This window comes from Candidatus Mesenet endosymbiont of Agriotes lineatus, assembly GCF_964019585.1.
GTDB lineage: Bacteria > Pseudomonadota > Alphaproteobacteria > Rickettsiales > Anaplasmataceae > Mesenet.
Window position 1 is genome coordinate 749659 of the sequence record NZ_OZ026454.1, and the last position, 26039, is coordinate 775697.

29 protein-coding genes and 1 pseudogene are annotated in these 26039 nt (G+C 32.2%); 23 read left to right on the plus strand and 7 right to left on the minus strand.

All coding sequences use genetic code 11. From position 1 onward, the window contains the following. Window positions 1–7: 7 nt before the first annotated feature. From ybeY to ftsZ, 3 genes are read right to left on the minus strand one after another with little or no spacing between them, the layout of a single operon-like run. Window positions 8–460, minus strand: coding sequence for an rRNA maturation RNase YbeY (gene ybeY, locus AACL19_RS03530; protein ID WP_339045147.1), 453 nt, complete (start codon window positions 458–460; stop codon window positions 8–10). Continuing rightward, window positions 457–855: an EVE domain-containing protein gene (locus AACL19_RS03535; RefSeq protein ID WP_339045148.1), complete on the minus strand. Its 399-nt coding sequence runs from the start codon at window positions 853–855 to the stop codon at window positions 457–459. The genes ybeY and AACL19_RS03535 overlap by 4 nt, the downstream gene beginning before the upstream one ends. Continuing rightward, window positions 856–2052 carry a cell division protein FtsZ gene (gene ftsZ, locus AACL19_RS03540; protein WP_339045149.1) on the minus strand — a complete coding sequence of 399 codons (1197 nt, stop codon included), beginning with the start codon at window positions 2050–2052 and terminating at the stop codon, window positions 856–858. Window positions 2053–2259: 207 nt separating this feature from the next. Here ftsZ and AACL19_RS03545 point away from each other — a divergent pair, with 207 nt between their 5' ends. Continuing rightward, window positions 2260–2463: a hypothetical protein gene (locus AACL19_RS03545; RefSeq protein WP_339045150.1), complete on the plus strand. Its 204-nt coding sequence runs from the start codon at window positions 2260–2262 to the stop codon at window positions 2461–2463. A gap of 66 nt (window positions 2464–2529) precedes the next feature. Further along, window positions 2530–2757: a hypothetical protein gene (locus AACL19_RS03550; protein ID WP_339045151.1), complete on the plus strand. Its 228-nt coding sequence runs from the start codon at window positions 2530–2532 to the stop codon at window positions 2755–2757. Between the two features lie 12 nt (window positions 2758–2769). On the opposite strand, the gene AACL19_RS03555 is transcribed toward AACL19_RS03550, so the two are convergent. Next, complete coding sequence (locus tag AACL19_RS03555; RefSeq protein WP_339045152.1) at window positions 2770–3525, minus strand: tetratricopeptide repeat protein; 756 nt, start codon at window positions 3523–3525, stop codon at window positions 2770–2772. A gap of 146 nt (window positions 3526–3671) precedes the next feature. On the opposite strand from AACL19_RS03555, the gene AACL19_RS03560 reads away from it, so the two are divergent. From AACL19_RS03560 to AACL19_RS03590, 7 genes are all read left to right on the plus strand, one after another. Continuing rightward, entirely contained in the window at window positions 3672–4535 is an 864-nt protein-coding gene (locus tag AACL19_RS03560; RefSeq protein WP_339045153.1) for a hypothetical protein, read from the plus strand. 90 nt (window positions 4536–4625) lie between these two features. Beyond that, window positions 4626–5816 carry a 2-oxoglutarate dehydrogenase complex dihydrolipoyllysine-residue succinyltransferase gene (odhB, locus tag AACL19_RS03565; RefSeq protein ID WP_339046664.1) on the plus strand — a complete coding sequence of 397 codons (1191 nt, stop codon included), beginning with the start codon at window positions 4626–4628 and terminating at the stop codon, window positions 5814–5816. An 85-nt stretch (window positions 5817–5901) separates the two neighbouring features. Beyond that, the gene (locus AACL19_RS03570) at window positions 5902–6228 is read left to right on the plus strand and encodes a hypothetical protein (protein WP_339045154.1); all 327 of its coding nucleotides are present in this window, start codon (window positions 5902–5904) and stop codon (window positions 6226–6228) included. A gap of 103 nt (window positions 6229–6331) precedes the next feature. Next, window positions 6332–7720, plus strand: coding sequence for a hypothetical protein (locus AACL19_RS03575; RefSeq protein ID WP_339045155.1), 1389 nt, complete (start codon window positions 6332–6334; stop codon window positions 7718–7720). A gap of 74 nt (window positions 7721–7794) precedes the next feature. Further along, window positions 7795–8796 (plus strand): porphobilinogen synthase, encoded by a 1002-nt coding sequence (gene hemB / locus AACL19_RS03580; RefSeq protein ID WP_339045156.1) that lies wholly within the window; start codon window positions 7795–7797, stop codon window positions 8794–8796. A gap of 150 nt (window positions 8797–8946) precedes the next feature. Continuing rightward, window positions 8947–9303 (plus strand): NADH-quinone oxidoreductase subunit A, encoded by a 357-nt coding sequence (gene ndhC, locus AACL19_RS03585; RefSeq protein WP_339045157.1) that lies wholly within the window; start codon window positions 8947–8949, stop codon window positions 9301–9303. Continuing rightward, window positions 9269–9808: an NADH-quinone oxidoreductase subunit B family protein gene (locus AACL19_RS03590; RefSeq protein ID WP_339045158.1), complete on the plus strand. Its 540-nt coding sequence runs from the start codon at window positions 9269–9271 to the stop codon at window positions 9806–9808. Before ndhC ends, AACL19_RS03590 begins: the two co-directional genes overlap by 35 nt. 17 nt (window positions 9809–9825) lie before the next feature. On the opposite strand, the gene AACL19_RS03595 is transcribed toward AACL19_RS03590, so the two are convergent. Beyond that, window positions 9826–10101, minus strand: a complete 276-nt coding sequence (locus AACL19_RS03595) for a hypothetical protein (RefSeq protein ID WP_339045159.1) — start codon at window positions 10099–10101, stop codon at window positions 9826–9828. Window positions 10102–10212: 111 nt separating this feature from the next. Between AACL19_RS03595 and AACL19_RS03600 the strand changes: the two genes are divergently transcribed. The 6 genes and pseudogenes from AACL19_RS03600 to AACL19_RS07055 form a co-directional block, all read left to right on the plus strand. Beyond that, window positions 10213–10464 carry a hypothetical protein gene (locus AACL19_RS03600; RefSeq protein WP_339045160.1) on the plus strand — a complete coding sequence of 84 codons (252 nt, stop codon included), beginning with the start codon at window positions 10213–10215 and terminating at the stop codon, window positions 10462–10464. A gap of 79 nt (window positions 10465–10543) precedes the next feature. Beyond that, entirely contained in the window at window positions 10544–13726 is a 3183-nt protein-coding gene (gene ileS, locus AACL19_RS03605) for an isoleucine--tRNA ligase (protein ID WP_339045161.1), read from the plus strand. A 121-nt stretch (window positions 13727–13847) separates the two neighbouring features. Then, on the plus strand, window positions 13848–14243 hold the full coding sequence (locus tag AACL19_RS03610) for a hypothetical protein (protein WP_339045162.1): 396 nt from the start codon (window positions 13848–13850) through the stop codon (window positions 14241–14243). A 102-nt stretch (window positions 14244–14345) separates the two neighbouring features. After that, the gene (locus tag AACL19_RS03615) at window positions 14346–14648 is read left to right on the plus strand and encodes a hypothetical protein (RefSeq protein ID WP_339045163.1); all 303 of its coding nucleotides are present in this window, start codon (window positions 14346–14348) and stop codon (window positions 14646–14648) included. Further along, window positions 14614–15024: a hypothetical protein gene (locus AACL19_RS03620; protein ID WP_339045164.1), complete on the plus strand. Its 411-nt coding sequence runs from the start codon at window positions 14614–14616 to the stop codon at window positions 15022–15024. Before AACL19_RS03615 ends, AACL19_RS03620 begins: the two co-directional genes overlap by 35 nt. Window positions 15025–15138: 114 nt before the next feature. Next, window positions 15139–15628, plus strand: a pseudogene (locus AACL19_RS07055) (IS4 family transposase); the annotation flags it as partial. Window positions 15629–16095: 467 nt separating this feature from the next. Here the strand turns inward: AACL19_RS07055 and AACL19_RS03635 are convergent. Both AACL19_RS03635 and AACL19_RS03640 read right to left on the minus strand, forming a co-directional pair. Then, window positions 16096–16776: a hypothetical protein gene (locus AACL19_RS03635; RefSeq protein WP_339045165.1), complete on the minus strand. Its 681-nt coding sequence runs from the start codon at window positions 16774–16776 to the stop codon at window positions 16096–16098. A 338-nt stretch (window positions 16777–17114) separates the two neighbouring features. After that, window positions 17115–17783, minus strand: a complete 669-nt coding sequence (locus AACL19_RS03640; RefSeq protein ID WP_339045166.1) for a hypothetical protein — start codon at window positions 17781–17783, stop codon at window positions 17115–17117. Between the two features lie 152 nt (window positions 17784–17935). On the opposite strand from AACL19_RS03640, the gene secA reads away from it, so the two are divergent. The 8 genes from secA (at window position 17936) to mnmE (ending at window position 25991) form a co-directional block, all read left to right on the plus strand. Next, entirely contained in the window at window positions 17936–20491 is a 2556-nt protein-coding gene (gene secA, locus AACL19_RS03645; protein WP_339045167.1) for a preprotein translocase subunit SecA, read from the plus strand. 254 nt (window positions 20492–20745) lie between these two features. Next, on the plus strand, window positions 20746–21210 hold the full coding sequence (locus AACL19_RS03650; protein ID WP_339045168.1) for a PAS domain-containing protein: 465 nt from the start codon (window positions 20746–20748) through the stop codon (window positions 21208–21210). Window positions 21211–21263: 53 nt separating this feature from the next. After that, entirely contained in the window at window positions 21264–21464 is a 201-nt protein-coding gene (gene rpmI, locus AACL19_RS03655) for a 50S ribosomal protein L35 (protein ID WP_410519842.1), read from the plus strand. 17 nt (window positions 21465–21481) lie between these two features. Further along, window positions 21482–21850, plus strand: coding sequence for a 50S ribosomal protein L20 (rplT, locus tag AACL19_RS03660; protein WP_339045170.1), 369 nt, complete (start codon window positions 21482–21484; stop codon window positions 21848–21850). After that, window positions 21840–22874, plus strand: a complete 1035-nt coding sequence (gene pheS, locus AACL19_RS03665) for a phenylalanine--tRNA ligase subunit alpha (RefSeq protein WP_339045171.1) — start codon at window positions 21840–21842, stop codon at window positions 22872–22874. Before rplT ends, pheS begins: the two co-directional genes overlap by 11 nt. Further along, window positions 22874–23551, plus strand: coding sequence for an SDR family NAD(P)-dependent oxidoreductase (locus AACL19_RS03670; protein ID WP_339045172.1), 678 nt, complete (start codon window positions 22874–22876; stop codon window positions 23549–23551). The genes pheS and AACL19_RS03670 overlap by 1 nt, the downstream gene beginning before the upstream one ends. Before the next feature lie 252 nt (window positions 23552–23803). Then, entirely contained in the window at window positions 23804–24688 is an 885-nt protein-coding gene (thyX, locus tag AACL19_RS03675; RefSeq protein WP_339045173.1) for an FAD-dependent thymidylate synthase, read from the plus strand. Continuing rightward, window positions 24681–25991 carry a tRNA uridine-5-carboxymethylaminomethyl(34) synthesis GTPase MnmE gene (gene mnmE / locus AACL19_RS03680; protein WP_339045174.1) on the plus strand — a complete coding sequence of 437 codons (1311 nt, stop codon included), beginning with the start codon at window positions 24681–24683 and terminating at the stop codon, window positions 25989–25991. Before thyX ends, mnmE begins: the two co-directional genes overlap by 8 nt. The last annotated feature ends 48 nt before the right edge of the window (window positions 25992–26039 follow it).

Genomic DNA, 26039 nt, shown 5'->3' on the forward strand with positions numbered 1-26039 from the left:
AACGAGTTTACATTAGTACCTTTTTTATATTCAGCTCTGCCATGATTTCTTCTTCTAGGCTTTGCATCTTGGTTTCTTCATCCTCTTGCTCATGATCATAACCTAAAAGATGAAGCAGTCCATGTAGTATCAAATAAGCAGTGTGCGATAGTATGGAGGCTTCATATTCAACTGATTCAGCAATTATTCTATCTACTGATATTGCAATATCTCCTAAAAAGCACTCTGGCGATAATTTTTCATAAGAGAAGGAAAGTACGTTTGTTGGTTTATCTTGGCTGCGATGCTCTAAATTAAGCTTATGCAGTACACTATCATCCGCCATAAGTATTGAAATTATTGGCTGGTAATTAGCTATTTTGAGTTTTTCTAGATAAACGTTAATGATATTTTTTACAAACTTTTCAGGATCATCTATAACATTATACCATTTGTCACTGTGAATGCTTATTTCTATCATTTTGCACTCATCTGTAAGATAGCATCCCATTCTCTTTGCAGTACACTAGACACTGACAAACGAGGTTGTTTCAAGATAAGCATATTCTGTAGATCGGTATTTTGCTTTATCTGCCCTAAAGTAACTCTTTTCTCTAAAGGTTTAAAATATTCAACATCTACAACACCAAATCTTGCATTATTATTGCAATAATACTCACTGTATACCTTTACTATGCCAACAATAGTCTTTTCTTTTTCTGTATGGTAAAAGAAAGCTAAATCATTAACCTTCATGGATTTCATATACTTTTGCGCCTGGTGATTGTACACACCATCCCAACTTGTAATTTTATCCTTGATTATGCTTTCCCATGGATAAACACTAGGCTCTACCTTTAAAAGCCAAAATTGCATTTATTTATTATCTCTTCTCAAAAAAGCTGGTACATCAACAAAATTAAAGTTCCAGTTTGGGTTTTCCCCTGCAAGTTCGGCTATTCTCTTGTGATTCTTTATTACTTCTGATATCCCACCAAATGACTCTGACTGCACTTTTTTTGTTTCATCTTGCTTATTATAAGACTTCAATGCTTCTTGTTCCTCACTAGTAGATTTATAAAATGAATTGTTAGTAATTTTATCATTCGATGAGCTTTCATCTTCAAATGAAACAGCACTATCTATTCCAGTAGCGAGCACTAAAACCCTGATTCTATTTTCAATTTCATTGTTAAATGTAGCTCCAAATATGATGTTAGCGCTACTATCTACTTCTTCACGCACTCTATTTGCTGCCGCATCGACCTCAAAGAGAGTCATATCTGCTCCACCGGTTATATTAATCAATATACCTTTTGCTCCTTTCATTGAAATGTTATCCAGCAATGGGTTTAGCATTGCGGCTTCTGCTGCACTTATTGCTCGATTTTCCCCCTCTGCTTCTCCTGTTCCCATCATAGCTTCACCCATCTCACTCATTATTGTTTTTATATCAGCAAAATCGAGATTAATAAGTCCTGGCATAATCATAAGATCTGTTATACCTCTAACTCCAATATGGAGGATACTGTCAGCAAGCTTGAATGCATCAGAAAAAGTAGTTTTTTCATTTGCAATTTTAAATAAATTTTGATTGGGAATAACAATTAAAGTATCAACATATTCTTGTAACTCTCTAAGCCCATCTTCTGCTATTTTTGTCCGGCGGCTACCTTCAAAAGCAAAAGGTTTTGTGACAACTCCTACAGTTAATATTTTATGTTCTTTGGCAAATTTAGCTATTACTGGTGCTGCACCAGTTCCTGTACCCCCTCCCATTCCTGCAGTAATAAAAAGCATATTACTATCAGATATATATTCCTTAATCTCACTAATTGATTCTTCTGCTGCACCTTTGCCAACTTCTGGTGATGCACCAGCTCCTAAACCCTTTGTTAGATTAATTCCTAATTGGATTTTTTTCTCTGCTAAAGAATAATCTAGTGCTTGAGAATCTGTATTTGCCGTAATAAACTCTACTCCCTGCAAGTTAGATTGGATCATGTTATTTACAGCATTTCCGCCTGCTCCACCTAAACCAATTACAGTAATCTTTGGGCGCAATAAAGACATATAAATAAACTCATCTAATTTTGTAACATCATTAGGCTATCAAGTTACTATTTTATTAAGACACATGCAAGAAATTGTTTTTTCCTTATTCAATTGTTGCACATAATTTAAAGCCATAATTAACATTCTACTGCATTATTAAATATTCCAAATTAACTATTAATTAATAAATTGCTAAAATTTAATTAGAATGAGCTAGGGGGTAAAATGAATTATCAAGCTTTAAGTTCAGTTTTAAAGGAAAATAAACAAAGGCTAGTTTTTAAATATACACTAGCATTTACCAGTATTATATTCACTGGAGTAGGTTTATTTAGTAAGCTAGGAAAAACAGGTTTTGCTTTAGGTATCACAGGATTTATTCCGTTTGCTGCTCTTTCTTTACTTTGTACGGGAGTGACAATTTATTGAGCTAAAGATGATATAGAAAAGCATAATAAAGTAACAAAAAATGGAATAGGATTCATAACTATGTTTATGGTTCCACTTATACTTGGCACTGTGTTAACTGGTATAGGTTTGTTTGGAAATAAACTAGATAGTAATGTAAAATTTATTGCAAGTATTGCAGGCTTTGCAGCATTGTCGTTTTTTGTGTTATATAGTGCTATTGATAGTGTGAAAAATATCAAACAAGAATATGAATCAGAACTTAAAAATGCAAGTCATGAAAATGGTGTAAAAGACCAAGAGCTGCATGCATAGTATTTTAAAACTTTATAAATAGCTGTTGATAAATTTTAACCTGTTGCTAATCTGTTTTATAGGTATATTCTCTATTATATTTCTATCTCGCAGGTTTACTAATTTTTGATAAAAGAAAGCAGCATTTTTAAAATCTGACAATTTATCAAAGATTATAGCCAGATTATAAATATAAAAAACATTTTCTGGCTCAAGAGAAAGTGCAGAGATCATATAATCTTTAGCATTATTTGGCTCATCTGCTCTTAAATAGAGTAAACCTATACTAGCATAGAGTGGTGCAAAATTTATATTACCTGATAAATTTAACATTTCTTTCAGAGCAAAATTGGGGTCATAGTTTGAAACTACTATAAAATAGTTAAGTATGACAGTGGTATCGTGAGGGTATTCTTTTAGTAAAATTAGATACGTCTCATGTGCTCTTTTATAATCTTTTTGCACATAATAAAGATTGCCAAGCCCAATTAATGCACTTTTATTTTTAGGAAACTTATCCAGTATCTGCTTGTAAAAAGATTCTGCAACTTCAATGCTTCCCATATCAAAAGCGATTTTAGCTTTTTTGAGAAAGTAGCTTATATTAGTTAAATTTTCACTAACTTTTATTTCAAACTTATCGCTCCTTTTTTCGAGAAAATCACTATCATTTACTACGCTTGAATGGCCACCTTTTATCGCTTTAGCAATTTGAGAAAATACTTCTTCATCTGCATAAATGCTAAAAGACTGCAGCAAGATAAGAATAAAAATTAGTGTTTTGATCATTAAAATTCAAAATTTTAAGCTATGATTAAAATGCTAAGATATAGTTAAATATCAAAGCTCCTTTACTACTTAACTTTATAGATAAACTATATTTTAACACTTACAGCTATTAATTAGATTTATAAATTAAAAAACTGTGAGCTAAAATGGACATGAAATTTAACTTAGAAGATCGAGGTAATTGGAGTTTATCAGATTTGAAGCAAAAACCTGTTATAGCTAATATAGCTGCATCACTCTGGGATATAGGAGATGGTGTGGTATGTTTTGAATTCAATTCAAAAGATACCACAATTAACTATCAAACATTTAAATTACTATATGATGCAATCAACATAGTACCTAAGCATTTCAAATGCATGCTAATAGGGAATGATTCTGCAAATTTTTCATCAGGAATAAATCGTAGCAGTTCGCGTGATAATTTTAAAACAAAAGAAGAAATTGAGTATGGTCAATCTGTGTTGCAGATGCTAAAATTTACAAGCTTTCCCACTATTGCTGCAGTTAGTGGATTTACCTTGGGAGTAGGTTGTGAGATAGCTCTGCATTGCGGCTCTATCCAAGCATATGTGGAAACACATGCAAGGCTAACAGAGGAAGGTCATACTTTATCAGGACTTGGCGGCTATACAGAGATGATATTGCGCTATTTAGAATTGAAGGAGTTTAGTCTAGATATTGTTTCAACAAACACAACTGAATCTGCAAAGCAGATGTACAATCTACATATGCTAAAAAGCAGTGATCATATTACTGAAGATAGAAAAAAATTGCTTGCTGACGCTAAAGAAAAAGTGCTAAAATTTCTGCATAACTATTGCCCTCCAAAAGAGGAACCAATAAAGTTATCAGAAGTTAAATTATATCTTCAAAATGTAAGTAATGAAGCTTCTATAAAAAAATTAAAAACCGGTTTTGGTAATCAAGATTTTGTTAATAGAAAAAATATTTTAAATTTTGAGAAGGAAATCGCTCTAGAAGCTAAAAAGCATAACTTTTTAAAATAGGTCTAATTCACTAAAAAATATCTCAATCTTGTGGACTTTATTTTATGAAGCATTTATAAAATAGATATAAATTTTAAACATAAAAGAAAGATAATGAGCACGATAGATATCAGGGTAATTAATTTAGGTGGTGAATCAATTACAGAAGGTACAATAGGTGAAATATATAAAAAAGAAGGTGACCGAGTACAAAAAGATGATGTGATACTTGTAATTGATACTGATAAAACAACACTTGAAATTACCTCTCCTACTACAGGATATATAAAGAAAATGCATGTAAAAAAGGATGAGAATGTTAAAAAAGATACGTTACTTGTAGAACTTTGTGCTGAAATAGTAGATCAAAATGCTAAACAAGAAGAAAAAGCTATTGATAACACTGTAGCATCTAAAAAAGATGCACCATCAGCACAAAAAATGATGCGTGAGAGTGAAATAAATCCAAGTGAGATTGAGGGAACTGGTATGGGCTCTCGCATTACTAAGTCTGATGTCATTGATCATATAAATAGAAAGGAGGCTCCCACTGCATGCAGTATGCAAGATAATGTGCAATCAATATCAAAAGATATTAACGTGACAAGGGAAAAGAGGGTCAAGATGAGCAAAATAAGGCAAGTGATAGCTGCTCGTCTTAAGGAGTCACAAAATACTGCTGCAATTTTAACTACTTTCAATGAAATAGATATGAAAAACGTCATGGATCTAAGAGTGAAATATAAAGATCCATTTGAAAAAAAACATGGTGTTAAACTTGGGTTTATGTCTTTTTTTATTAAAGCAGTAACTTTAGCCTTAAAAGAAGTGCCAGAAATTAATGCTGAGATATCTAAGGACGAGATAATATATAAGAATTATTATGATATTGGTGTCGCAGTTGGCACTGATAAGGGGCTCGTTGTTCCTGTTATTAGGAGTGCGGATCAAATGTTATTTGCGGAAATTGAAAATACATTAATTCAGCTCAGTAAAAACGCACGTGAGAATAAACTTCAAGTTGCTGATCTGATAGGTGCTACATTTACTATTTCTAATGGTGGAATCTATGGCTCTTTGCTTTCAACTCCAATTATAAATCCACCACAGTCTGGAATTTTAGGTATGCACACAATACAAAATAGACCTGTAGCAATTGGCAGCTCTATTGAAATTAGACCGATGATGTATATTGCACTTTCATATGATCATAGAATAGTAGATGGAAAAGGAGCAGTAACTTTTTTAGCTATTGTTAAACAGTATATAGAAGATCCAAATAGATTAGCTTTAGGAGTGTAGTTATTTGTATTTATCATTAATTTCTTGATATAAAAAGAAATATATGTCATACTAATAGTAGGTCTACTTATCTAGTGGGGGGATGATGAGTAATGTAAATCTGAGGAAAGTTTTTAATAAAACAACTATATTACACAGTACTCTTGCAATTTACGTTGCAACTACAATTACTGTAATCATAGCTGGTGCTATATGTTGTCAAAATAATATGGAAAAAGGTTCAATTTTAATAAATACGGGTTTTATTATGTCTACACTTCTCAGTCTAAACTATGTATTTTGGGGGTCAATACAAAAGATTATAAAGAAAGAATCTGAGTCACAAAAAATAGATGTAATGAGTGAAAAGTTGGATTCTATAATAAAAAGTATAAATGCTTCACAAAAATACGAACAAAAAATAATCGTATAAGAAACAGTTTGTTGTAAAGAGATCTTAATTTTTTAAAAAAAATTACTAAAAACAAACTACTTATAGTTTTTAGTTTAGTACAATACTAAACTAAAAATAGCATATGATTTTCGGGGGTAACGTGCAGCAAACACAGCAATTAGAAAAATTAGTGAAAGTATTTGGCAAAGGAAATTTGTTAGAAGCCATATTTATTTTTCTCGGTGGATTTCAAAATATGATATCGCACAATTATTCTAAGCTTGAACAAACAGATCACAGAAATTTTTTTCATTTCTATGAGTTCATAAATAAAACTAAAACACAACCCTTAGACCGATATTTTAAACTGAAATTAAGTTTACAAGGGTTATGTTTAATATATGAAAAAGCTTATAAAATTTTAAATCATCACAATCACTTAGATGCGCAAGAGGTAATTGATAAAATATATATTATTGCTGCTATTGATCAAGAACTTGGAAAGATAGCAAAGATGGTAGAGGGAGCAAAAGATAAATCAATTAAACTGCTCAATATTATAGTCAATCCCAAAGGCAAGTCGCTTTTCAATAACTCAGATGACTTTGAAACAAAAATTTTAAAGAATATAAGAGAATTGGTCAATAAAACTAACCGAATAAATAATCCAGATGTAATTGCTAATTCTCAAGTTTCAGAATGTCTAGACAAAACTGAAAAAGATAAAGAACTACTATGCATGACCAATGCTTTTCTCTATGGAGAATTAGTACAGCTTTATTGCAAAATTCATAATATTAATGTAGATGAAAACGTAATTTTTGCATTACTCATAATAGAAAAAGAAGTACGGTACTTACCAGATGATATTGCATATCAAGTTTTCGTAACACTTAATGCAATTGATGACAATGTTGCTTGTAACTTAACTGTTTTAGCTCGCTCTATGCAATTTATAGGAATTTCAGATGAGCATTATATATTCGATGATAATGAGATAGATAAAGAATTAAATAATACAAAGATAATCTATGCTGATAATGATTTTATTCCAGTAGGAATTGATAAAGACATCCTTGCTTATTTAACAAATAGTAATGACGAAGATATAGCTAAAAATTTTGAAGGTATGATCCTAGCTTATATAGAACATGAGTTTGAATCTATTAATGGAGAAAGATTTGAGGACGTACCAGATGCAAAACCTGAAACCTTTAAACAGAAAACATATAGCTTATTACCGGTTGAATTTGATAAAAGAAAAATTTCTTTTTATACTGCAGCGTTGCTGGGCACTGCTTTTACTGTGTTGCTATCTTCTTCAATATTGGGTAAATTTTTTCACAATAAATATAATATTACAGCACTTGCAATTTTAGGCATTGCTACACTTGCTTTAAGCGCTTTTACTTTTTCCTATCCAAAAATCCAGCAGCAAAAACCACTAAATGAGTTGGATCAAGTCAAAGTAAACAGTAATGAAAATAAGGAAGTGGGGAATATCTTTCTACTAGCTAAAGATTTCCAATAGTATATGATATACTGATCTAAATGTTAAGATATTTAATAAATTTAAAGGTTTAAAAATCTATTATAACTTATAAAATGGCTGCTTTTCCAAATGTAAGATTAAGGCGTAAACGTTTAAACAATTGGCTCTTAAACTTAACGCGAGAAAACGAATTATCGGTCAATGATTTAATTTTGCCGCTATTTGTGCACAATGGCACAGAGATCTATGAACCTATTGCCGGGTTACCTAATATAAAATGTTATCCAATCATAAATTTGCTTTCAGTTGTTGAAGAAGCTAAGAGTTTAGGTATAAATGCTATTGCTCTTTTTCCTGTTGTTGAAAATAGTTTAAAGACTGAAAATGCTTATGAGGCATACAATCCAAACAATCTAATTTGCTCTGCTATTCGTCAGGTAAAATCGGAATTTGGAAGCGATATAGGAATTATTGCAGATGTTGCCCTTGACCCATATACTACTTATGGCCATGATGGAATTGTCATTGACGGCAAGATTGCAAATGATGAAACCATACCCATCTTGTGCAAGCAAGCGTTAGTTTTAGCTGCTGCTGGATGTGATGTAGTTGCACCTTCTGATATGATGGATGGTAGGATTCAAGCGATAAGAGCAGCATTAGACAACAGCAATTTTCAAGATATACTGATATTATCTTATGCAGTTAAATATTGTTCAGGTTTCTATGCACCATTTCGGCAAGCAGTGGGCTCTTGTTCATTTTCAAGTTCAATTGATAAAAGTAGTTATCAGCTAGATTTTGGTAATGCCAAAGAGGCAATGCGTGAAATTCAGATGGATATAGATGAAGCTGCAGATATTATCATGATAAAACCTGGGATGCCATATTTAGATGTAATTAGAGTTGCAGCCGATAAGTTTGATATCCCGATTTTTGCCTATCAGGTTAGTGGTGAATATGCAATGCTTAAAGCTGCATCGGAAAAAGGCTGGCTTGAATATGACAAAGTAATATACGAATCATTACTTAGTTTTAAACGTGCTGGTGCTAAGTCTATTTTTACTTATGCTGCCCTTGAAATTGCAAAAACTAATCAGTTGAAAACTATATAACACTTTTCTCTCTAAATAATGCAAACCTTTTACTTTATAGTAAGAAAAATTTTGTATACTTACTTTATGATAAATTAAAGGTTAGGCAAAAGGTTGACAATCTTTTTTGATTTTACTTAAAATGAATAGATTGATACATGCTGCAAGACAATGATAAGTGATTATTTTACAATAATGGTTTTTTTAGGGATAGTTGTACTTATATCTGTACTTCTAGCTACCTTACCTATGTTTTTTGCAGCATACAAACCTGATAGTGAAAAATTATCTTCTTATGAATGCGGGTTCAATCAATTATCAAGCGCAAGAAAGACATTTGATATAAGGTTTTATTTGGTTACAATACTATTCATAATATTTGATTTAGAAATTGCCTTTTTATTTCCATGGGCTGTGTCCCTTGCTAAAATAGGGAGCGTAGGTTTTTGGTCTATGGTAATATTTTTGTTAATACTTACTGTCGGTTTTATATATGAATGGAATAAGGGCGCCTTGGAATGGGAGTAACACTGTAGACGACGGTATCTGGGATGATTATAATAATAAAGGATTTATAGTTACCAAATTTGGCAACTTAGTTGATTATATTACAAATTGGGCAAGGTCTGGTTCATTGTGGCCTATGACTTTTGGCCTTGCATGCTGTGCAGTTGAAATGATGCATACTGCAAGTAGTCGATATGACTTTGACAGGTATGGAATAATGTTTCGTGCAAGCCCAAGGCAAGCTGATGTTATGATTGTTGCCGGTACTCTTACTAATAAGATGGCTCCTGCATTACGCAAAGTGTATGACCAAATGCCTGAGCCACGTTATGTTGTGTCTATGGGTAGCTGTGCCAATGGTGGAGGTTACTACCATTATTCTTATTCGGTAGTACGAGGTTGCGACCGTATTGTTCCTGTTGACATATATGTTCCTGGGTGCCCACCAACAGCTGAGGCTCTCTTATATGGAATGCTATGTCTGCAACGTAAGATTAAGCGTAGTAAAATAATAATTAAAAGATAATTTTAGTATTTTACACTTTAAACAGAAGTCTCTTGCACACGATTATTTTCATCTGTCGAAATAGATGACACTTCTGTTTGCGGTTCTTCTTTGTTCTCTTTATTTCTTCTTATTGCATAAACATCTTTCTCATACACTAATATACATGAGCAATTTAGCAGTGCTGTTATAGCAACAGTAAATACAATGATTGATGCTGATGTAAAATAAATTTTACTTCTTTCAGAAAGAATAGTTTCAGATATAAATATCCCAATTATCGCAACAACAGTGAGGATAGATGATATTCGCATTCCCCATTTTGCTTTTGTTATTTCACTGACTATTTTTATGCTACCTTAGATATAATCCATGATAAAGCGAGTTTAGAAATTGAGAATATAAATGGACAAACGCCTACTGATATGCTTCGTTTAAGTGCACAAGAGAGGTTAGAGTTTTTATCATCAGAAGCATACCTTAATCTTAGTTGCGTAGCGGATCGTGATCTTGAATATCTCGCTACTATCGATAAAGCAATTTTTAATTCAGATCTACATGCAATAGAAGAAAAAATACAGGAAATGAAGGGGGTAACGGTACAAGAAGAAGTAAAAGGTAATGTTATACAAAATCCAACATTGTCTAAACCAATGGAGCAAAACCGTTCTATGTAGCAATTTCTTTAAAGATACTCTTCCTTGTCAAAAAAAGAAAATAACGTACTCTTTAAGTAATAGTGCTTAAAAAATAACTATGAAATATAAAGAAATTGATGGCAATCCGGATTTTGTTACTCTAGAAGAAGAAATTTTAAGCTTTTGGAATAAGAATAAAATTTTTCAACAATCGGTTGAAAACCGTCCTAAAAATGATTGTTTTGTTTTTTACGATGGGCCACCATTTGCCAACGGCTTACCTCATTATGGACATTTACTTACAGGTTTTATTAAAGATGCATTTGCTAGATACCAAACAATGCTGGGCAGAAGAGTGGAGAGGAGATTTGGTTGGGATTGCCACGGCTTGCCAGCTGAAATGGGAGCTGAAAAAGAACTTGGAATATCGGGCAGAGTGGCAATAGAAAAGTTTGGCGTTGAAAAATTTAACAGCCATTGCAAGTCTTCTGTGATGAAATACGCTGCAGAGTGGGAGAGATACGTAAATAGACAAGCTCGTTGGGTTGATTTTCATAATGACTACAAAACCATGGATAAGTCATTTATGGAATCAGTAATGTGGGCTTTTAAGCAGCTTTACAATAAAGATTTAGTATATGAATCAGTAAAAGTGGTTCCTTATAGCTGGGCATGTGAAACTCCACTGTCAAATTTTGAAACGAGAATGGATAATGCTTACAGAGAAAAAGTTAGCAAATCTGTAACTATAGCTTTTGAATTATTGGAAAAACCAAAAACTGTTGATAGCAATGTTAGTAAATGTAAATTACTTACCTGGACCACAACTCCATGGACTCTACCAAGCAACTTAGCTTTGGCAATTGGAAGGAATATAGAATATTCTGGAGCGATAATAAACAATGAACTATACATTTTTGCCAAGAGTTACATGCAAAAATTTGCAAGTCACTGCCAGCAAAATAATATCGCTTACCTACCATACAATATAGAATTAAAGGCGGAGGGTTTGGTTAATCTTGCTTACAAGCCGTTATTTGATTATTTTGCTAATACGAAAAATGCATTCCGTGTTTTAATTGCAGATTATGTAACGGCAGAAGAAGGAACAGGGATTGTACATACAGCACCAGGGTTTGGTGAAGATGACTTTTTTCTTTGTCAGAAACATAATATAGAAGCTATCTGTCCGATAGATAGTAGTGGCAAGTTTACTACCAGTGTTTCAGATTTAGCTGGCATGCATGTGTTCGATACAAATGACATAATAATTAAAAAATTAAAAGAAAAAGGTTCATGGTTTAAAACAGAACAACATATACATAATTATCCACATTGTTGGCGAACAGATATGCCACTAATCTATCGTGCTATGCCCTCATGGTATGTTGCAGTTACTAAATTTAAGGATAGGATGGTAGAGCTCAACAAAAGCGTTAATTGGGTACCAGAGCATGTTAGGGATGGGCAATTTGGTAAATGGTTAGATGGTGCACATGATTGGTCTATCTCCCGTAATCGCTTTTGGGGCACACCAATACCGGTGTGGAAGTCAGATGATCTAAAATATCCAAGGGTAGATGTATATGGCTCAATTGCAGAATTAGAAAACGATTTTAATACCAAAATAGAAGATTTGCACCTGCCATTTATTGATAACTTAGTACGGCCAAATCCTGATGATCCAACTGGCAAGTCAATGATGCACCGTGTCCCTGATGTTTTTGATTGTTGGTTTGAGTCAGGCTCGATGCCATTTGCTCAAGTTCACTATCCATTTGAAAATAAAGAATGGTTTGAAAATAATTTTCCGGCAGATTTTATTACTGAATATATCGCGCAAACAAGAGGTTGGTTTTATACTTTATTTGTTTTATCTACCGCACTGTTTGACCGTCCACCATTTAACAATTGTATATGCCATGGAGTGGTGCTTGATGTAGAGGGGCAAAAGTTATCTAAACGCCTAAATAATTATGCTGACCCTATGGAGGTGTTTAACAAATATGGTTCTGATCCTTTGCGTTTTCTTATGCTCTCTGGCCCAATTGTTTGTGGTGGTAATCTTCTATTAGATAAAGAAGGTAACATGATACGCGATATACTAAAAGTTGTAATAAAACCCATATGGAATAGTTATCACTTTTTTACTATGTATGCAAATGTTGATGGAATAGAAGCTGAGGTATGTGAAAAATTTGATAGCACTATGGACCGCTATATAATTGCTAAGTGCTTTGAGGCAGTTACAAATATTAAGAGCTCAATGGAAGCGTATAACGCGCAAGATGCAGGCAAAGCAGTGGTAGATTTTTTTGAAGTATTAAATAATTGGTATATACGCCGTAGCCGCAACCGTTTTTGGCAAAATAAAATTGATAAAGATAAAACTGATGCTTATAACGCCTTATATACCATATTCTATTATATACTCAGAGCCTCATCACCACTTTTGCCCCTAATCACAGAGGCTGCGTGGCAAGGTCTTAAATTTAAAGAACAGTCTATTCACCTGGCTAGTTTTCCTGAAAGTAAAAACTTTGATAAAAAACTCATAAGTGAGATGGATTTAGTTAAAGATATCTGTAATGCTGCTCTTTCTATACGCAATACCCACAGCATACGCATACGTCAACCTTTAAGCAAAATAACAATATACCACAAAACTTTAAGTAGTTTATCTGATGAATATCAAGAGATAATCAAAAGCGAAGTGAATGTTAAAATACTAGGACTAATGAATAATGTAGAAGAAGTAGCGTCGATAAAGTTAAAGTTAAATTTTTCTATTTTAGGCAAGAGAATTCCAGATAAAATAAAAGATTTAATACAATACGCAAAAGAAGGCAAGTGGGATCTACTTAGAAAAGGACAATTACTAATAGGCAAAGATGCAGATAATTACCATATACTCAATGAAGGAGAAAATGAAGGAGAATATGAGGTGCTCTTGCAAACAGATAATAACTTCTCTTGCGTGTTTGATGATAACAAAGGAATAGTGATATTAGATACAAACTTAAGTGATGAACTAATTGTTGAAGGATATGCTAGAGATGTAGTGAGAGCTCTACAAGAAGCAAGAAAACAAGCAAATTTGCATATATCTGACCGCATTAGGGTTGTTGTGCAAACAAACGATATTAACTTCAAAGCAGCAATAGAAAAGTGGCAAGAATATATAAAAGATCAAACTTTATCAGTATACTTAGCAGTAAATGCAGAATTGGATAAGGATAAAAGCTACATTACCCATTCAGTAGAAGGTCAGGATCTGGTTTTTCAGATATGTCTTAATTAATCCATATGTAATTTTAGAAGGTGTAGTAGTGACTGTTGCAGTTAATCTTTTTTAGGCAAAATCTTGATTTATCTAAAAATATATATTATAATTATTAATATAATAGTAAATGAGGTTTTAAATGCATCCACAAGACTGGGCAGAATGCAAGGATCAAATTACTACATATGGCAGTATTGGTTTATTCTCTTTAATAACACTTTTTTCAATAACAGGGCTAATCATTTATCATACAAAACTAGAATGGATTAAATCACTAGTAAAAAATTCTCCTCAAGGTGAATCGGCTTTTTGTGGAGCTGTATATTTAGGTACTATACTATCACTAGGAGCTATAGTAGCGATTTTAGGAAGGCTTTGTTTTTACATTATCCAAAAGGATGATTGTTGCCGTGGTTATACGAATACAGAAAAACCAACAGTACCAAATGGTACTCTAAATGATGCTAGTAATAAAAATACAAAACTACAAAATGTTGAAGTAGGCGCTACTACTTCTCAAAGTAGGCAGTCATAGTAAAAACTAACTAATTCAGTAAAAAGTTAAATTTAGTTTCTCAACAAATATTCTAATAAAGGTAGCATTATTAAAAATAAATTAATCTACTGGGGGATAAAAATGTTGGATAGTATTAAACAATATAAAAAATCAAGTGCAGTAATTACTTTATCATCTTTAGTTGCACTTTCTTCAATCATAACTGCAGTAGTTAACTATGCAAAGCCAGAATGTACTAAGTTACTAGTAAATCTTTTTGGAGGAGAGAAAGGTTTTGCTTTAGCTGTAACTTTAATTGCTTTAATATCTTCAGCACTAACAGCGTTAATCATAGCTTATATAGCAAATAAAAGTATTAAACCTAAAGAAGTAAAAGATTTGAACTTTTTTGAAAAAAAAAGTACTTTCGGCAAAAATAGATAGTGATGTACAGAAGACAGAAATAACAATAAACAAGGATGATTTATCAGTAACTGGCGACTTGAATAAGTTAGGATTTTGTGATAAAATTGAAGTGGTTACAAAAGATTCTTGTTTATTAACAATAGAAAAGGAGAATGATGAAGGTGTCTATAAAATTACTAATTATCAAGAATTGCAAGGATTGCTTAATAAGGAAGTTAAACTTATTGACGATGTAGCGACTATTAAAAGTAAATTATTCTGTAAGGATGATAAAACAACATTAAAAAGTATGACTGTTTTGCTTGTGGGTAGTCTATACAATACGAAAGGAGTGTTAGCTGCTCTAGGTGATGTCGTTTCTGCTTACAAGTGCATAGGAAAGTATATATCTTAAAGGGAGTATTCTCCAAACCATACGAGTGAAGATAAGGAAAGTTGGTGGAGAGAAGAAAAAAACAGGCCTCTTAAATTTATTACAAAAAATTATAATGAGAAAAATAACTAATTTATCCTCAACGAATTTTGTAATGAGAAAGCAGATGAAATATCGATTAAGACAGGATTTGTAAAAAGAAAGAGGAAATTGAGCAGTTCATCATTTGTAAAAGCTATAATTTTGGGTAACATAGGAGTTGTAGCATAGATGGAATTATTAAATGAAGATTCTGTAAGGTTTAAATTTTAGGTTTACTGAATATGAAAAGAATGTACAACAACTTTATTTAGCAACATCTCACAATTTAAAACAATTTAAAAGCATAGGCTATATTAGCCTACCTAATGATATGGAAAATTTGTATAAAGGATATGTATAGTGGTTATGAATGGGATAAAATTACATTCTAAATCATGAGCTAACAGATCAGGGTTATAGAGGCAACTGATGATTTGCTAATATCTGACTTATTGTACCAATAAACAAATGGATGAAGCTTAGCTGTTATAAATCCGATACCAATATGTATGACATAAAAACAAATCAAAAAATAGAGTTTGTTTAGAATTTCTAGAAAGGGAAAAATTAAAGTGAGATCAAAAATTAACTGAATACAATCAAAAAAATAAGGGCTAATAAAAAGTAATATGATCTTCTAAAAAAAAATCAAAAATTGGTCAATATTCATAACTAATGTCACAGAGAATAAAATTAATGCTATTAACAATTTACAGAGTAAATTATTTAAATTATATAAGTGATGAACTTAAAGATACAATATATGCTAAATTGTGCGCAATTCTTATATTTTATGGAATTGTACAAAACTGAAAGAGCTGAAAGGCGTTCATTGAACTAAAAATAGAGAGTTGTTTTTAGCGCTAAAATTAATAATTTGAGAATTTTTCTAATAAACTTATCACAGACTGGACACAATTTTCTGTGAAAGTTAAGTTCATTGAATCTTCTAACACTTGCTTCCTATCTTCACCCCTATGGTTTGTCCCCTATTCTTAGATAAAAGCTCTTTCAGTAGCCTTTTTTATAATTTTGTTCACAAGATCCAACACAACTTACTAGTTTTAAACATAGAGATTCAGTATCTTTAATACTGCTTCTTCTTCGTGTTTTTTTATTCCCTAGTTGATTCATAGGTAAATCCCTATCTGCGTTTTCGTTTCTATGCAAAAGTTTATTTGCACATTTACAAAATAACATCATCACTACAAAGAATACGAACATGATAAATGCCACAAATACTGTTGAGCTATTATTAGCCTGATTTAAATGGAGCGAAGGTCTAGAGTGATTTAAATTAGATGAAAGTGCCAATGGCTTTAAGTTTTTCTGAGTATTTTTTATAGGTTGATGATATTGATCAAAGCATTCTTGCATACCTGGAACACTATACTCTCCTGATGTACTATACATTTCTCTGGAAACTAAGCATTGATAAAGATCCTGTTCTTTTTTATATTCCATTTTTTCCCGTCTACTAAGACGTGCCTGAGTATTTAAATAGTCATGAAATGCAGCTCTGAGTTTTTTTGAATTATAAGGACCTATACTATGGTACCTAATGCATTCAATAAGTTGTTTAATGTCTGGTCCCCTAATCCACATGACTTGTTCAGGACATTGTTTCATAAAAACATTTACGCGAAGATCATTTGCGCCATAATTACAAAAATTAAGTATAGTATGTCCCATTAAAAATCAGTTGAACTTAGGTTGTTAGGAGATTCAATAGTTAGAATCTGACTACAGTTATGTGGATATATCATACTACGGTAACTTAAAATACGAGAGGATACTTGACCCACGATAAAATTACTGCGCATGGCTTTTATTTCTCTTTTTCTCGCTGTTTTATATTTCTTCATATTTTAACTCCTTAATTACCTCTTCTCCAGTTTTCTTCACAGGATTTTATGCAGTTTTCTAATTTTGAGCATGGAGATTGAGCTTTAGTATTGCTTCTTTGCGTTTTTTTTACTTCTCAGTTGATTTACAGATGAAATTTCATTTTTATCTTCACTTTTACGACACTATTTATTTGCAAATTTACAAAGAAATATAGAAACTACACAAAATGCTGCTATAGTTAATAATGTTAGTGCATACGATGGTAGTGGTATTTTGTTATTGCTACTGCCAATTTGACTTGAGTTGAATAAAGGTATCAATGGTTTTGAATTTTTTGGGATATTTTGTATAGGTTGAAAGCTTCCGGTTAAGCATTCTAATTTTATATAGTCCATTTGGTTTAAAAGCATACACTGATTAAAGTGTTTATTTTTTGCAAGTTGCATCTGTTCCTTTATACAAGGACATTTTCTAATATTGAAATAGTCATCAAATAAAACATCAAACTCTTTTGAGTAACGATAATCTACAGCAAAACTTTTAATATATTCAATAGCATCCCTAACATCTAAAAAAGACATATCCCCTGTTTTATCTTTTTTAATACACTTTTTTATGAAAGTACATATGTACTGGTTATAAGCTTTATAACCAAAATTGAGTGTAATACTGTCTCTCAAAAAATCGGTTGTATTTAAATAATACTTGCCATTAGGCATAGTAACTGAAACACTACTACAATTAGCGGAAGACGTTATGCTAACCAGCATATAGGATGTTATTACATTATCTATAAAATCATTATATATACTGACTAGTTCTTTTCTTCCCATTACTTCACGTTTTTTCATACTTTAATCCTCTAATTTTAAAGTACTTAAATAGATAGTATTACTAAATTTAGCATAATAATCTTAGCTTACAATAGTTAAGTTTTAAAAGCATTGCTGCCTATTTACTTTGTTAATATAATTACAGAAGTTTGATTAAAGTTTAAGTTTTTATGCTAGCTCTTGCACAAAGGATATTTGGGTCGGCAAATCAAAGATTAGTTAAGTTGTTCTATAAAATAGTTGAACAAATTAATTTACTAGAACCGGAAATTCAGAAGCTTTCAGATCAGATGTTATCTGATAAAACAAAAGAGTTTAAAGAGCAGATAAAGAATGGTAAAACTGTAGATGATTTGCTCATTGAAGCATTTGCAGTTGTGCGTGAAGCTTCAGAAAGATCTTTAGGCATGCGACATTTTGATGTGCAATTAATTGGTGGTATAGCACTGCATCATGGAATGATTGCCGAGATGAAAACTGGTGAAGGTAAAACTCTAGTTGCCACTTTAGCTACATATTTAAATTCATTAACAGGGAAAGGAGTACACGTAGTCACTGTTAATGATTACCTAGCAAAACGCGACTCAGAGTGGATGAGCAGGCTATATGATGCTCTAGGTATATCTGTTGGTTGTATAACACACGATATGACTGACGAGAAAAGAAAGGTTGTATATAGCAAAGATATTGTCTACTCAACAAATAATGAACTTGGGTTCGATTACTTGCGTGATAACATGAAGTTTTCCCGTAGTGATGTAGTTCAAAGAGGGTTTAATTATGCTATAGTAGATGAAGTTGATTCTATTTTAATAGATGAAGCTCGTACTCCTTTAATCATATCTGGTCCAATAAGTGAAGATAATAAGATATATACAAAGATAGATAAAATAATAACTAAACTTCAATCTTCAGATTATGAGCTAGATGAAAAAAATAGATCAGCTCTTTTAACTGAAGATGGGATATCAAAAGTAGAGGAACTGCTTAAAATTAATAACTCAATTGCGGCAGACTCTTCTTTATATGATGAAGGTAATATAATAATAACTCACTACATAGACCAGGCTTTACGTGCCCACAAGTTATTCACTGTAGATAAAGATTATATAATTAAAAATGGCAAAGTAGTAATTATTGATGAATTTACAGGGCGTATGATGGAAAGTAGAAGATATTCTGATGGTCTGCATCAAGCACTGGAAGCAAAGGAAGGGTTGGAAATACAGAATGAGAGCCAAACTCTTGCTTCAATAACATTTCAGAATTACTTTCGCCTATATAAAAAATTAGCAGGAATGACAGGCACAGCAGCAACTGAATCAGAAGAATTTTGGGGTATATATAAGCTCAAGGTTATGCAAATTCCAACTAATGCTCCTGTTAAAAGAAAAGACTTAGATGATGAAATTTATTGCACAGAAGAGGAAAAGTATAGTGCAGTAGTAAAGTTTATAATTGAATGTAATAATCGCCATCAGCCTGTTCTTGTTGGCACAACAAGTATTGAAAAATCAGAAAAACTCTCACGACTTTTAACTGAAAATTTACTGAAGCATTCAGTTTTAAATGCGCGCTATCATGAACAAGAAGCCCATATAATTGCTCAAGCTGGAATGCCAGGAAAAATCACAATAGCAACTAATATGGCAGGACGTGGTACTGATATTCAGCTTGGTGGAAGTGCTAAAATGTTAGCAAAAATAGAGATTAAAAATCCAGATCAAGATAAAGAAGTGATCCAAAAAGTAGAGAAAGATAAAGAAATTGTAATGAATGCTGGTGGGTTGTGTGTGATTGGAACTGAGAGACATGAAAGTCGTCGTATAGACAATCAATTAAGAGGGCGTTCTGGTAGACAGGGAGATCCAGGGTTATCAAAGTTCTTTTTATCTCTTGAAGATGATTTACTTAGGATATTCGGTTCAGATAAAATAAAGATTTTTCTTAAAAAACTAGGTCTTAAAAAAGATGAAGCAGTACACCATCCATGGATCAGTAGCGCGCTTGAAAAAGCACAAAAAAAAGTTGAATCTAAGAACTATGATATACGCAAGTCATTACTAAAGTTTGATGATGTTATAAATGAGCAGCGCAAGGTAATATTTAAGCGAAGGAATGATATTTTGAATAATAAAGATAATTGCATATCTTCGGTGTATAAGAACGTCAACTACTCTATTATCAATAAAATTACTTTGGATAAGTGCTATGATGAAGAAAGTTACGAACCCATTACTGATGAAATTAGTCGAATATATAGATTAAAACTAAATTTTTCTGAATTCGATTTAGATAAAGATAGTATCTTAGGTTATATAAATGGAGAAGTGGATAAATTCTTTTACAAAAAAGAACAATCATTTAGCCAATACAGGGATGATTTGTGGAATACTGTAGTTAAACAAGTTATGATTATGACACTTGACCACTTGTGGAGAGAGCATTTATTAGCTTTAGAGAGTTTAAAACACAGTGTTAATTTGCGTGCAATAGGACAAAAAGATCCTTTGAACGAATTCAAAAAGGAAGCGTTTATAATGTTGCAGAGGATGTTGAATGAGTGGCAAGAATTGATTCTACATCGTCTAATACGCTTTAATATCAAAGATGAGCAACAACATATAAACCAAAGGTTTAATAAAATAAATGACTTTCCATATACGTCGAGAAACGACAAGTGTCCATGTGGTTCAGGTAAAAAGTATAAGCATTGTCATGGGTGAGTTAAAAACAAAGAATCTTCAAAAGTTACAAGGTAAGGATTATGCTTTGTGAATAAAAGTTTGTGACTAATACGGTTTAAAGGTCTTAATTTTTAGAGTGCAGAATTAGTATGTTTATTGTTTTTTTCCTCTATTGTGTGCAGATCTTACTGGCTTTAGTATCAAAAAAACTTCATCGTCCACTATAAGTAAGAAAAAATCAATATATTGAATATAAACCTATTGGAAAGTATTTGTATTAATTGATGGTAAGTATGGCTAGGTTTACAGAGCAACGAGCAGTAAACAGACTGTGTTCATATTGGAACTTACTTAGAGAAGATAGAAATTATCCGAGAAAGGATGAGATAGAACTCGAAGAAATAAAAGATATATTAGAGTACTGCTTTATTATTAAAGTTAATGAAACAGATGATGAGAAGAAAAAGTACAATTTTGTACATTTAGGAAGCGAAGTTGCTGAAATTTATAACATGGATACAGATATAATGCATATATCACCTATGACTGAGAATTTATATCAACATCTAGATTCAATACTCACAGATAAAGAACCAGTAATTGAAGATCTTGATCTTCAAGGTTCTGTGGGTCATCACTTGATAGGAAGGCAGTGTCTTCTCCCCTTAAGTGATGATAATCAAGAAGTTAATTATATATTAGGTGCAGTTAGCTGCAGAAAAGAAAAATACGATTACTTTTATGATGTAAATACTTGACAAAAAAACATAAAGATCTAATTTATTATAGTTATGTTTAGCAAGTGATGGTTATGCCAAAGTTGAAAACGAAATCATCAGTAAAAAAGCGTTTTTGCCTTACTGCAAGTGGTAAAATACGTGCAACTCAGTCTGGTAAAAGGCATGGTATGACTAAAAGGAGCAAGGGAGCAATTCGTAACCAGCGTGGTACTACTATATTAAATAAATCTGATTCACGTATTGTTAAACTTTATATACCATATGGTCTTTAAAAGGTGGAGGATTAGTAATGGCTAGAGTTAAACGCGGAGTTAGAGTTCATGCTCGTCATAAAAAAATACTAAAGCTAGCAAAGGGGTATAGAGGGCGTGCAAAAAGCTGCTATAGAGTTGCACTGCAACGTGTTGAGAAAGCTTTAAGTTATGCTTATAAAGATAGGAGAGTTCGTAAGCGTGATTTTCGTAGCCTGTGGATAATACGTATTAATGCTGCTGTCCGGCAGCATGGGCTTACTTATTCTCAATTTATTCGTGGTCTTGTGGTTGCTGGTATTAAGCTGAACAGAAAGATACTTGCTGATATGGCAGTCAACCATAAATATGTTTTCACTGAGCTTGTTCAAACTGTAAAAAGTAAATTAAACAACTGTGCCGCTTAATAAAATATCTTCAATTAAAGCAGAGGCTCTATCCAAAATTTCTGCTTCCTTCTCAGGACGTGAATTGAAAGAAGTATATGCTCTATATTTGGGAAAAAAGGGTGTTTTAAAATCATATTTAACGAGATTAAAAGACATAAGTGATCCCGAGGCAAGGCGTGCCAGTGGTAGTGTTGTTAATGAGTTATACAGTGAACTAGAGGTATTAATTACTAAAAAAAAATATGAGTTAAAGCAGAAGGAAATTAATTTAAATTTAAATAAAGAGAAAGTAGATTTAACCACTCCAGAGAGGCCGGAAAAAGTAGGTAAAATTCATCCTATAGCTAAAATTATTAATGAAATAAGTGTTATATTCTCTTATATGGGATTTAAATTAGCTGATGGTCCAGATGTAGAAGATGAATTTCATGTATTTGATGCACTCAATACACCAGAGTATCATCCGGCAAGAGAAGAAAGCGATACCTTTTACTTAAATAAAACACAGGATAGAAGAATGGTTCTTCGTCCTCATACTACTTCAGTGCAGGTTAGAGTCATGGAAAATAGTCAAGACTTTCCCATAAAAGTTATAGCGCCAGGTAGGGTATATCGTCATGATTTTGATAAGACTCACACTCCAATGTTTCATCAAATTGATGGTTTTTATGTTGATAAAAACATCAATATGGGGCATTTAAAATTTTGCTTAAATTATTTTTTAAATAAATTTTTTGATTCAGATAAAGTAAAAATAAGATTTCGTCCTAGTTTCTTTCCATTTACTGAACCTTCAGCAGAAATAGATATTAGCTATGATGGTAGTGATTGGATAGAAGTTTTAGGTAGTGGCATAATTCATCCAAACGTTTTAGAAAATGTTGGTATAAATCCAAAAGAACACAGTGGTTTTGCATTTGGCATGGGTATTGAAAGGCTTGCAATGCTAAAGTATGGTATTAGCGATCTTCGAGATTTTTATAATAGTAATATGATGTGGCTAAATCATTATGGGTTTAATTTTTCATCATTAACTATTTGATGTCTCTCATAAAGAAAAAGGCGGCAATTATAACTGGCGCAGCAAAAAGATTAGGTAAGGCAATTGCTCTTACTTTCGCTAGTTATGGTTATGATATTGTAGTGCATTATCATAATTCTCATAATGAAGCAGCCTTCCTTAAGCATGTAATTGAAAGGCTTTATCAAAAAAAATGCTTAATTGTAAGAGCGGACTTCAATGATTTTTATTCCTTAAAGAATTTGGTAGAGAAAGCTTTTAAAGTTATGCCATATTCTAATGTTTTGATTAATAATGCCTCAATATTTCACCGCAAAACTTTTTTAGAGACAGAAAATGAAGATCTTACATGTAATTACAACATTCACGTAAGAGCACCGTTTTTCTTAATTCAATATTTTGCAAAAAAATGTCAAGATAAGGGATCTATAGTTAATGTTATAGACCATGGTATTATAAAACAGTCAAGTAACTATTATGCCTATATGTTAACCAAGAAATCACTTGCAAATTTAACACAAATGTCTGCCTTTGAGCTTGCTCCTAGAATTACGGTCAGTGCTATTTGCCCAGAGTTTATATCCGATGATGAATTTCTTTCCAGTTCTAGTCGAGATAGCACCTTAAGCAAAGTGCTAAGAAAAATCATCGACCTGCTTGATACAACAGGGCAGCTTTATTTTTTATGTGATATTTAAGTAATTTTTACTATGTAGTAAATATATAATATTGGTTGTATAAGGTAAAAAAACAACATAGGAATATTAAGTCATGTTATAGAAAGAAAGTTATCATTATTTACCAAAAATTATATTCAAGCTAAAAATAATACTTCTGGCATATCTATTACTAAAGATAATTTGAATCGAGAAATAAGTTTGCTAAATAAAAGAATATAGAAAATTGCAGAAAAAAATGCATTATATTATCATAAAGACTTTAAGTGTTTTATGAATATAAATAATACAGAAGAGAAAACTTATCAGACAAAACGTGTCACAGCCAAAGAGATAGATGATATTTTATATAAAGAACATAAGATTTTAGATCATGGTTTTATTCGTGTAATAGATTACATGGGCTCTGATAGTAGTGTGGTGCAAGCAGCTCGAGTTTCTTACGGAGAAGGAACCAAGCATATTAGCCAAGATGCAGCTTTAATTAATTATCTGATGAGACACTCTCACACTACGCCATTTGAGATGTGCGAAATAAAATTCCATGTAAAGCTTCCTATATTTGTTGCTAGGCAATGGATCAGGCATAGAACTGCAAATATTAATGAATATTCAGCAAGATATTCTATACTTAGTCGTGAATTTTATATACCAGAAACCAGTCAAGTTGCTGAGCAATCTAAAAATAACGCACAAGGCAGAGGAAAAGAGTTGGATTATGAAACTGCTAAAGACATAACTACGGTTTTAAGTAAAAATTCTGATCTAGTATACTCCAGCTATGATAAATTGCTTGAAGATGGCCTAGCGAGAGAAATTGCAAGAATAAATCTAACACTTAATTACTATACTGAACTTTACTGGAAGATTGATTTGCACAATCTTCTTCACTTTTTAAAACTCAGAGGTAGTCATCATGCTCAATATGAAATCAGAGTTTATGCTGAAGAGATGATTAAGATAATAAAAAAGTGGGTACCTTTAACTTATAATGCCTTTGTCGAGTATTGTTTAGAATCATCTTCTATCTCAAAAAGTGGACTGGATATAGTGCGTAAGCTAATTAAAGGAGAAGAAGTTAAAAGAGAGGAAAATGCTATCGGTAAAAGAGAGTGGAACGAGCTTATGTCTGTGCTACAAATAACCGAATATGAATGACACAATCTTTGCTTTATCTACAGCGTTTAGCAAATCAGGAATAGCAGTTATAAGAATATCAGGTCCTAGTTCTTTAAAAGTGTTAGAACATTTCAGTATACGAAAAGAAATTAAGCCAAGAATTGCAACTTTTGCAAAACTGTATGATAAAGATTATCAGTTAATAGATGAGGGCATAATTCTCTATTTTTCTGCTCCAAACAGTTTCACTGGTGAAGATATTATAGAGCTACAGCTGCATGGAAGCAAAGCTGTAATTAAAACAGTGCTAGAGGAGCTATCAAAAATTTTTGTTATGGCCAAACCAGGAGAATTTTCCTTAAGGGCCTTTATTAATAATAAATTAAGTTTAACTGCAGCTGAAGGACTTGCTGATCTAATAGACGCCGAGACAAAAGTGCAAGCAAAACAAGCATTAAGGCAAATGTCAGGAGAGCTAGATGTGTTATACCAAGAGTGGCGACAAAGATTGATTAATTTGCAGTCAAATGTTGAGGCATATATTGATTTTCCTGAAGATATTGAAGACTCTGTATTGAAAGAACTAGGTAAGGAAATACTAAATTTAATTAGCTCCTTAAAGGATCATTTGAATGATGAGAGAAAAGGCGAAAGGCTGCGTGAAGGGTTACATGTGGTGATAATAGGTGAGCCAAATGTTGGTAAATCTACCTTATTTAATTGTCTAGCAAAGCGTGATATCGCTATAACTTCACAGTATGCAGGTACAACTAGGGATGTTTTGGAAGCACATATTGATATTGGTGGATATCCAATTATTATTTCAGACACAGCCGGCATCAGAAGTAGCTCTGATCCGATAGAATGCGAGGGAATTGCAAGAGCAAAAAAAAGAGCTAGTGCAGCTGATATCAAAATTGCTTTATTTGATAAAATAAATAGCTTAGATTGTGAAACCTTATCATTAGTTGATGAGCAAACAATTTATGTGATAAGCAAATCTGACAGTCAAAATAGTGACTTTCTTTCTATAAATAGCATGAATTTTTTAGCAATTTCTGTCCATAAGAATAAAGGGATTGATAGATTAGTAGAGTTGATTAAGGATAAAGCGCAAGCAATGTTAACTTACAACGATGAACCAGTTATCACACGCCAAAGGCATCGAAACTGCGTACAAAAAGCTTTGGAGTATTTGCTGCTTTTTGATAGCAAAAAGCCAATAGAACTCATATCAGAAGATTTTAGATTGGCTGCTAAGGAACTTGAAAAGATAGTTGGCGCAATTGATGCTGACGAAATATTAGATAACATATTTAGTAAATTTTGTCTTGGAAAGTGATAATTCAAACTATTATTTCTCTTTCTGGAAGGTTTTTCTAAAATTTTA

Excerpts from the sequence above, each read along its gene's own strand:
- AACL19_RS03555 (WP_339045152.1), bottom strand. The coding sequence starts at position 3,525 with ATGATCAAAACACTAATTTTTATTCTTATCTTGCTGCAGTCTTTTAGC.
- AACL19_RS03670 (WP_339045172.1), top strand. The coding sequence starts at position 22,874 with ATGTCTCTCATAAAGAAAAAGGCGGCAATTATAACTGGCGCAGCAAAA.
- AACL19_RS03550 (WP_339045151.1), top strand. The coding sequence starts at position 2,530 with ATGGTTCCACTTATACTTGGCACTGTGTTAACTGGTATAGGTTTGTTT.
- AACL19_RS03545 (WP_339045150.1), top strand. The coding sequence starts at position 2,260 with ATGAATTATCAAGCTTTAAGTTCAGTTTTAAAGGAAAATAAACAAAGG.
- AACL19_RS03570 (WP_339045154.1), top strand. The coding sequence starts at position 5,902 with ATGAGTAATGTAAATCTGAGGAAAGTTTTTAATAAAACAACTATATTA.
- AACL19_RS03535 (WP_339045148.1), bottom strand. The coding sequence starts at position 855 with ATGCAATTTTGGCTTTTAAAGGTAGAGCCTAGTGTTTATCCATGGGAA.
- rplT (WP_339045170.1), top strand. The coding sequence starts at position 21,482 with ATGGCTAGAGTTAAACGCGGAGTTAGAGTTCATGCTCGTCATAAAAAA.
- AACL19_RS03635 (WP_339045165.1), bottom strand. The coding sequence starts at position 16,776 with ATGGGACATACTATACTTAATTTTTGTAATTATGGCGCAAATGATCTT.
- AACL19_RS03640 (WP_339045166.1), bottom strand. The coding sequence starts at position 17,783 with ATGAAAAAACGTGAAGTAATGGGAAGAAAAGAACTAGTCAGTATATAT.
- rpmI (WP_410519842.1), top strand. The coding sequence starts at position 21,264 with ATGCCAAAGTTGAAAACGAAATCATCAGTAAAAAAGCGTTTTTGCCTT.
- ybeY (WP_339045147.1), bottom strand. The coding sequence starts at position 460 with ATGATAGAAATAAGCATTCACAGTGACAAATGGTATAATGTTATAGAT.
- secA (WP_339045167.1), top strand. The coding sequence starts at position 17,936 with ATGCTAGCTCTTGCACAAAGGATATTTGGGTCGGCAAATCAAAGATTA.
- ileS (WP_339045161.1), top strand. The coding sequence starts at position 10,544 with ATGAAATATAAAGAAATTGATGGCAATCCGGATTTTGTTACTCTAGAA.
- mnmE (WP_339045174.1), top strand. The coding sequence starts at position 24,681 with ATGAATGACACAATCTTTGCTTTATCTACAGCGTTTAGCAAATCAGGA.
- AACL19_RS03650 (WP_339045168.1), top strand. The coding sequence starts at position 20,746 with ATGGCTAGGTTTACAGAGCAACGAGCAGTAAACAGACTGTGTTCATAT.
- AACL19_RS03615 (WP_339045163.1), top strand. The coding sequence starts at position 14,346 with ATGTTGGATAGTATTAAACAATATAAAAAATCAAGTGCAGTAATTACT.
- hemB (WP_339045156.1), top strand. The coding sequence starts at position 7,795 with ATGGCTGCTTTTCCAAATGTAAGATTAAGGCGTAAACGTTTAAACAAT.
- AACL19_RS03590 (WP_339045158.1), top strand. The coding sequence starts at position 9,269 with ATGAATGGAATAAGGGCGCCTTGGAATGGGAGTAACACTGTAGACGAC.
- AACL19_RS03575 (WP_339045155.1), top strand. The coding sequence starts at position 6,332 with ATGATTTTCGGGGGTAACGTGCAGCAAACACAGCAATTAGAAAAATTA.
- ftsZ (WP_339045149.1), bottom strand. The coding sequence starts at position 2,052 with ATGTCTTTATTGCGCCCAAAGATTACTGTAATTGGTTTAGGTGGAGCA.
- AACL19_RS03610 (WP_339045162.1), top strand. The coding sequence starts at position 13,848 with ATGCATCCACAAGACTGGGCAGAATGCAAGGATCAAATTACTACATAT.
- AACL19_RS03560 (WP_339045153.1), top strand. The coding sequence starts at position 3,672 with ATGGACATGAAATTTAACTTAGAAGATCGAGGTAATTGGAGTTTATCA.
- AACL19_RS03595 (WP_339045159.1), bottom strand. The coding sequence starts at position 10,101 with ATGCGAATATCATCTATCCTCACTGTTGTTGCGATAATTGGGATATTT.
- AACL19_RS03600 (WP_339045160.1), top strand. The coding sequence starts at position 10,213 with ATGCTTCGTTTAAGTGCACAAGAGAGGTTAGAGTTTTTATCATCAGAA.
- ndhC (WP_339045157.1), top strand. The coding sequence starts at position 8,947 with ATGATAAGTGATTATTTTACAATAATGGTTTTTTTAGGGATAGTTGTA.
- thyX (WP_339045173.1), top strand. The coding sequence starts at position 23,804 with ATGAATATAAATAATACAGAAGAGAAAACTTATCAGACAAAACGTGTC.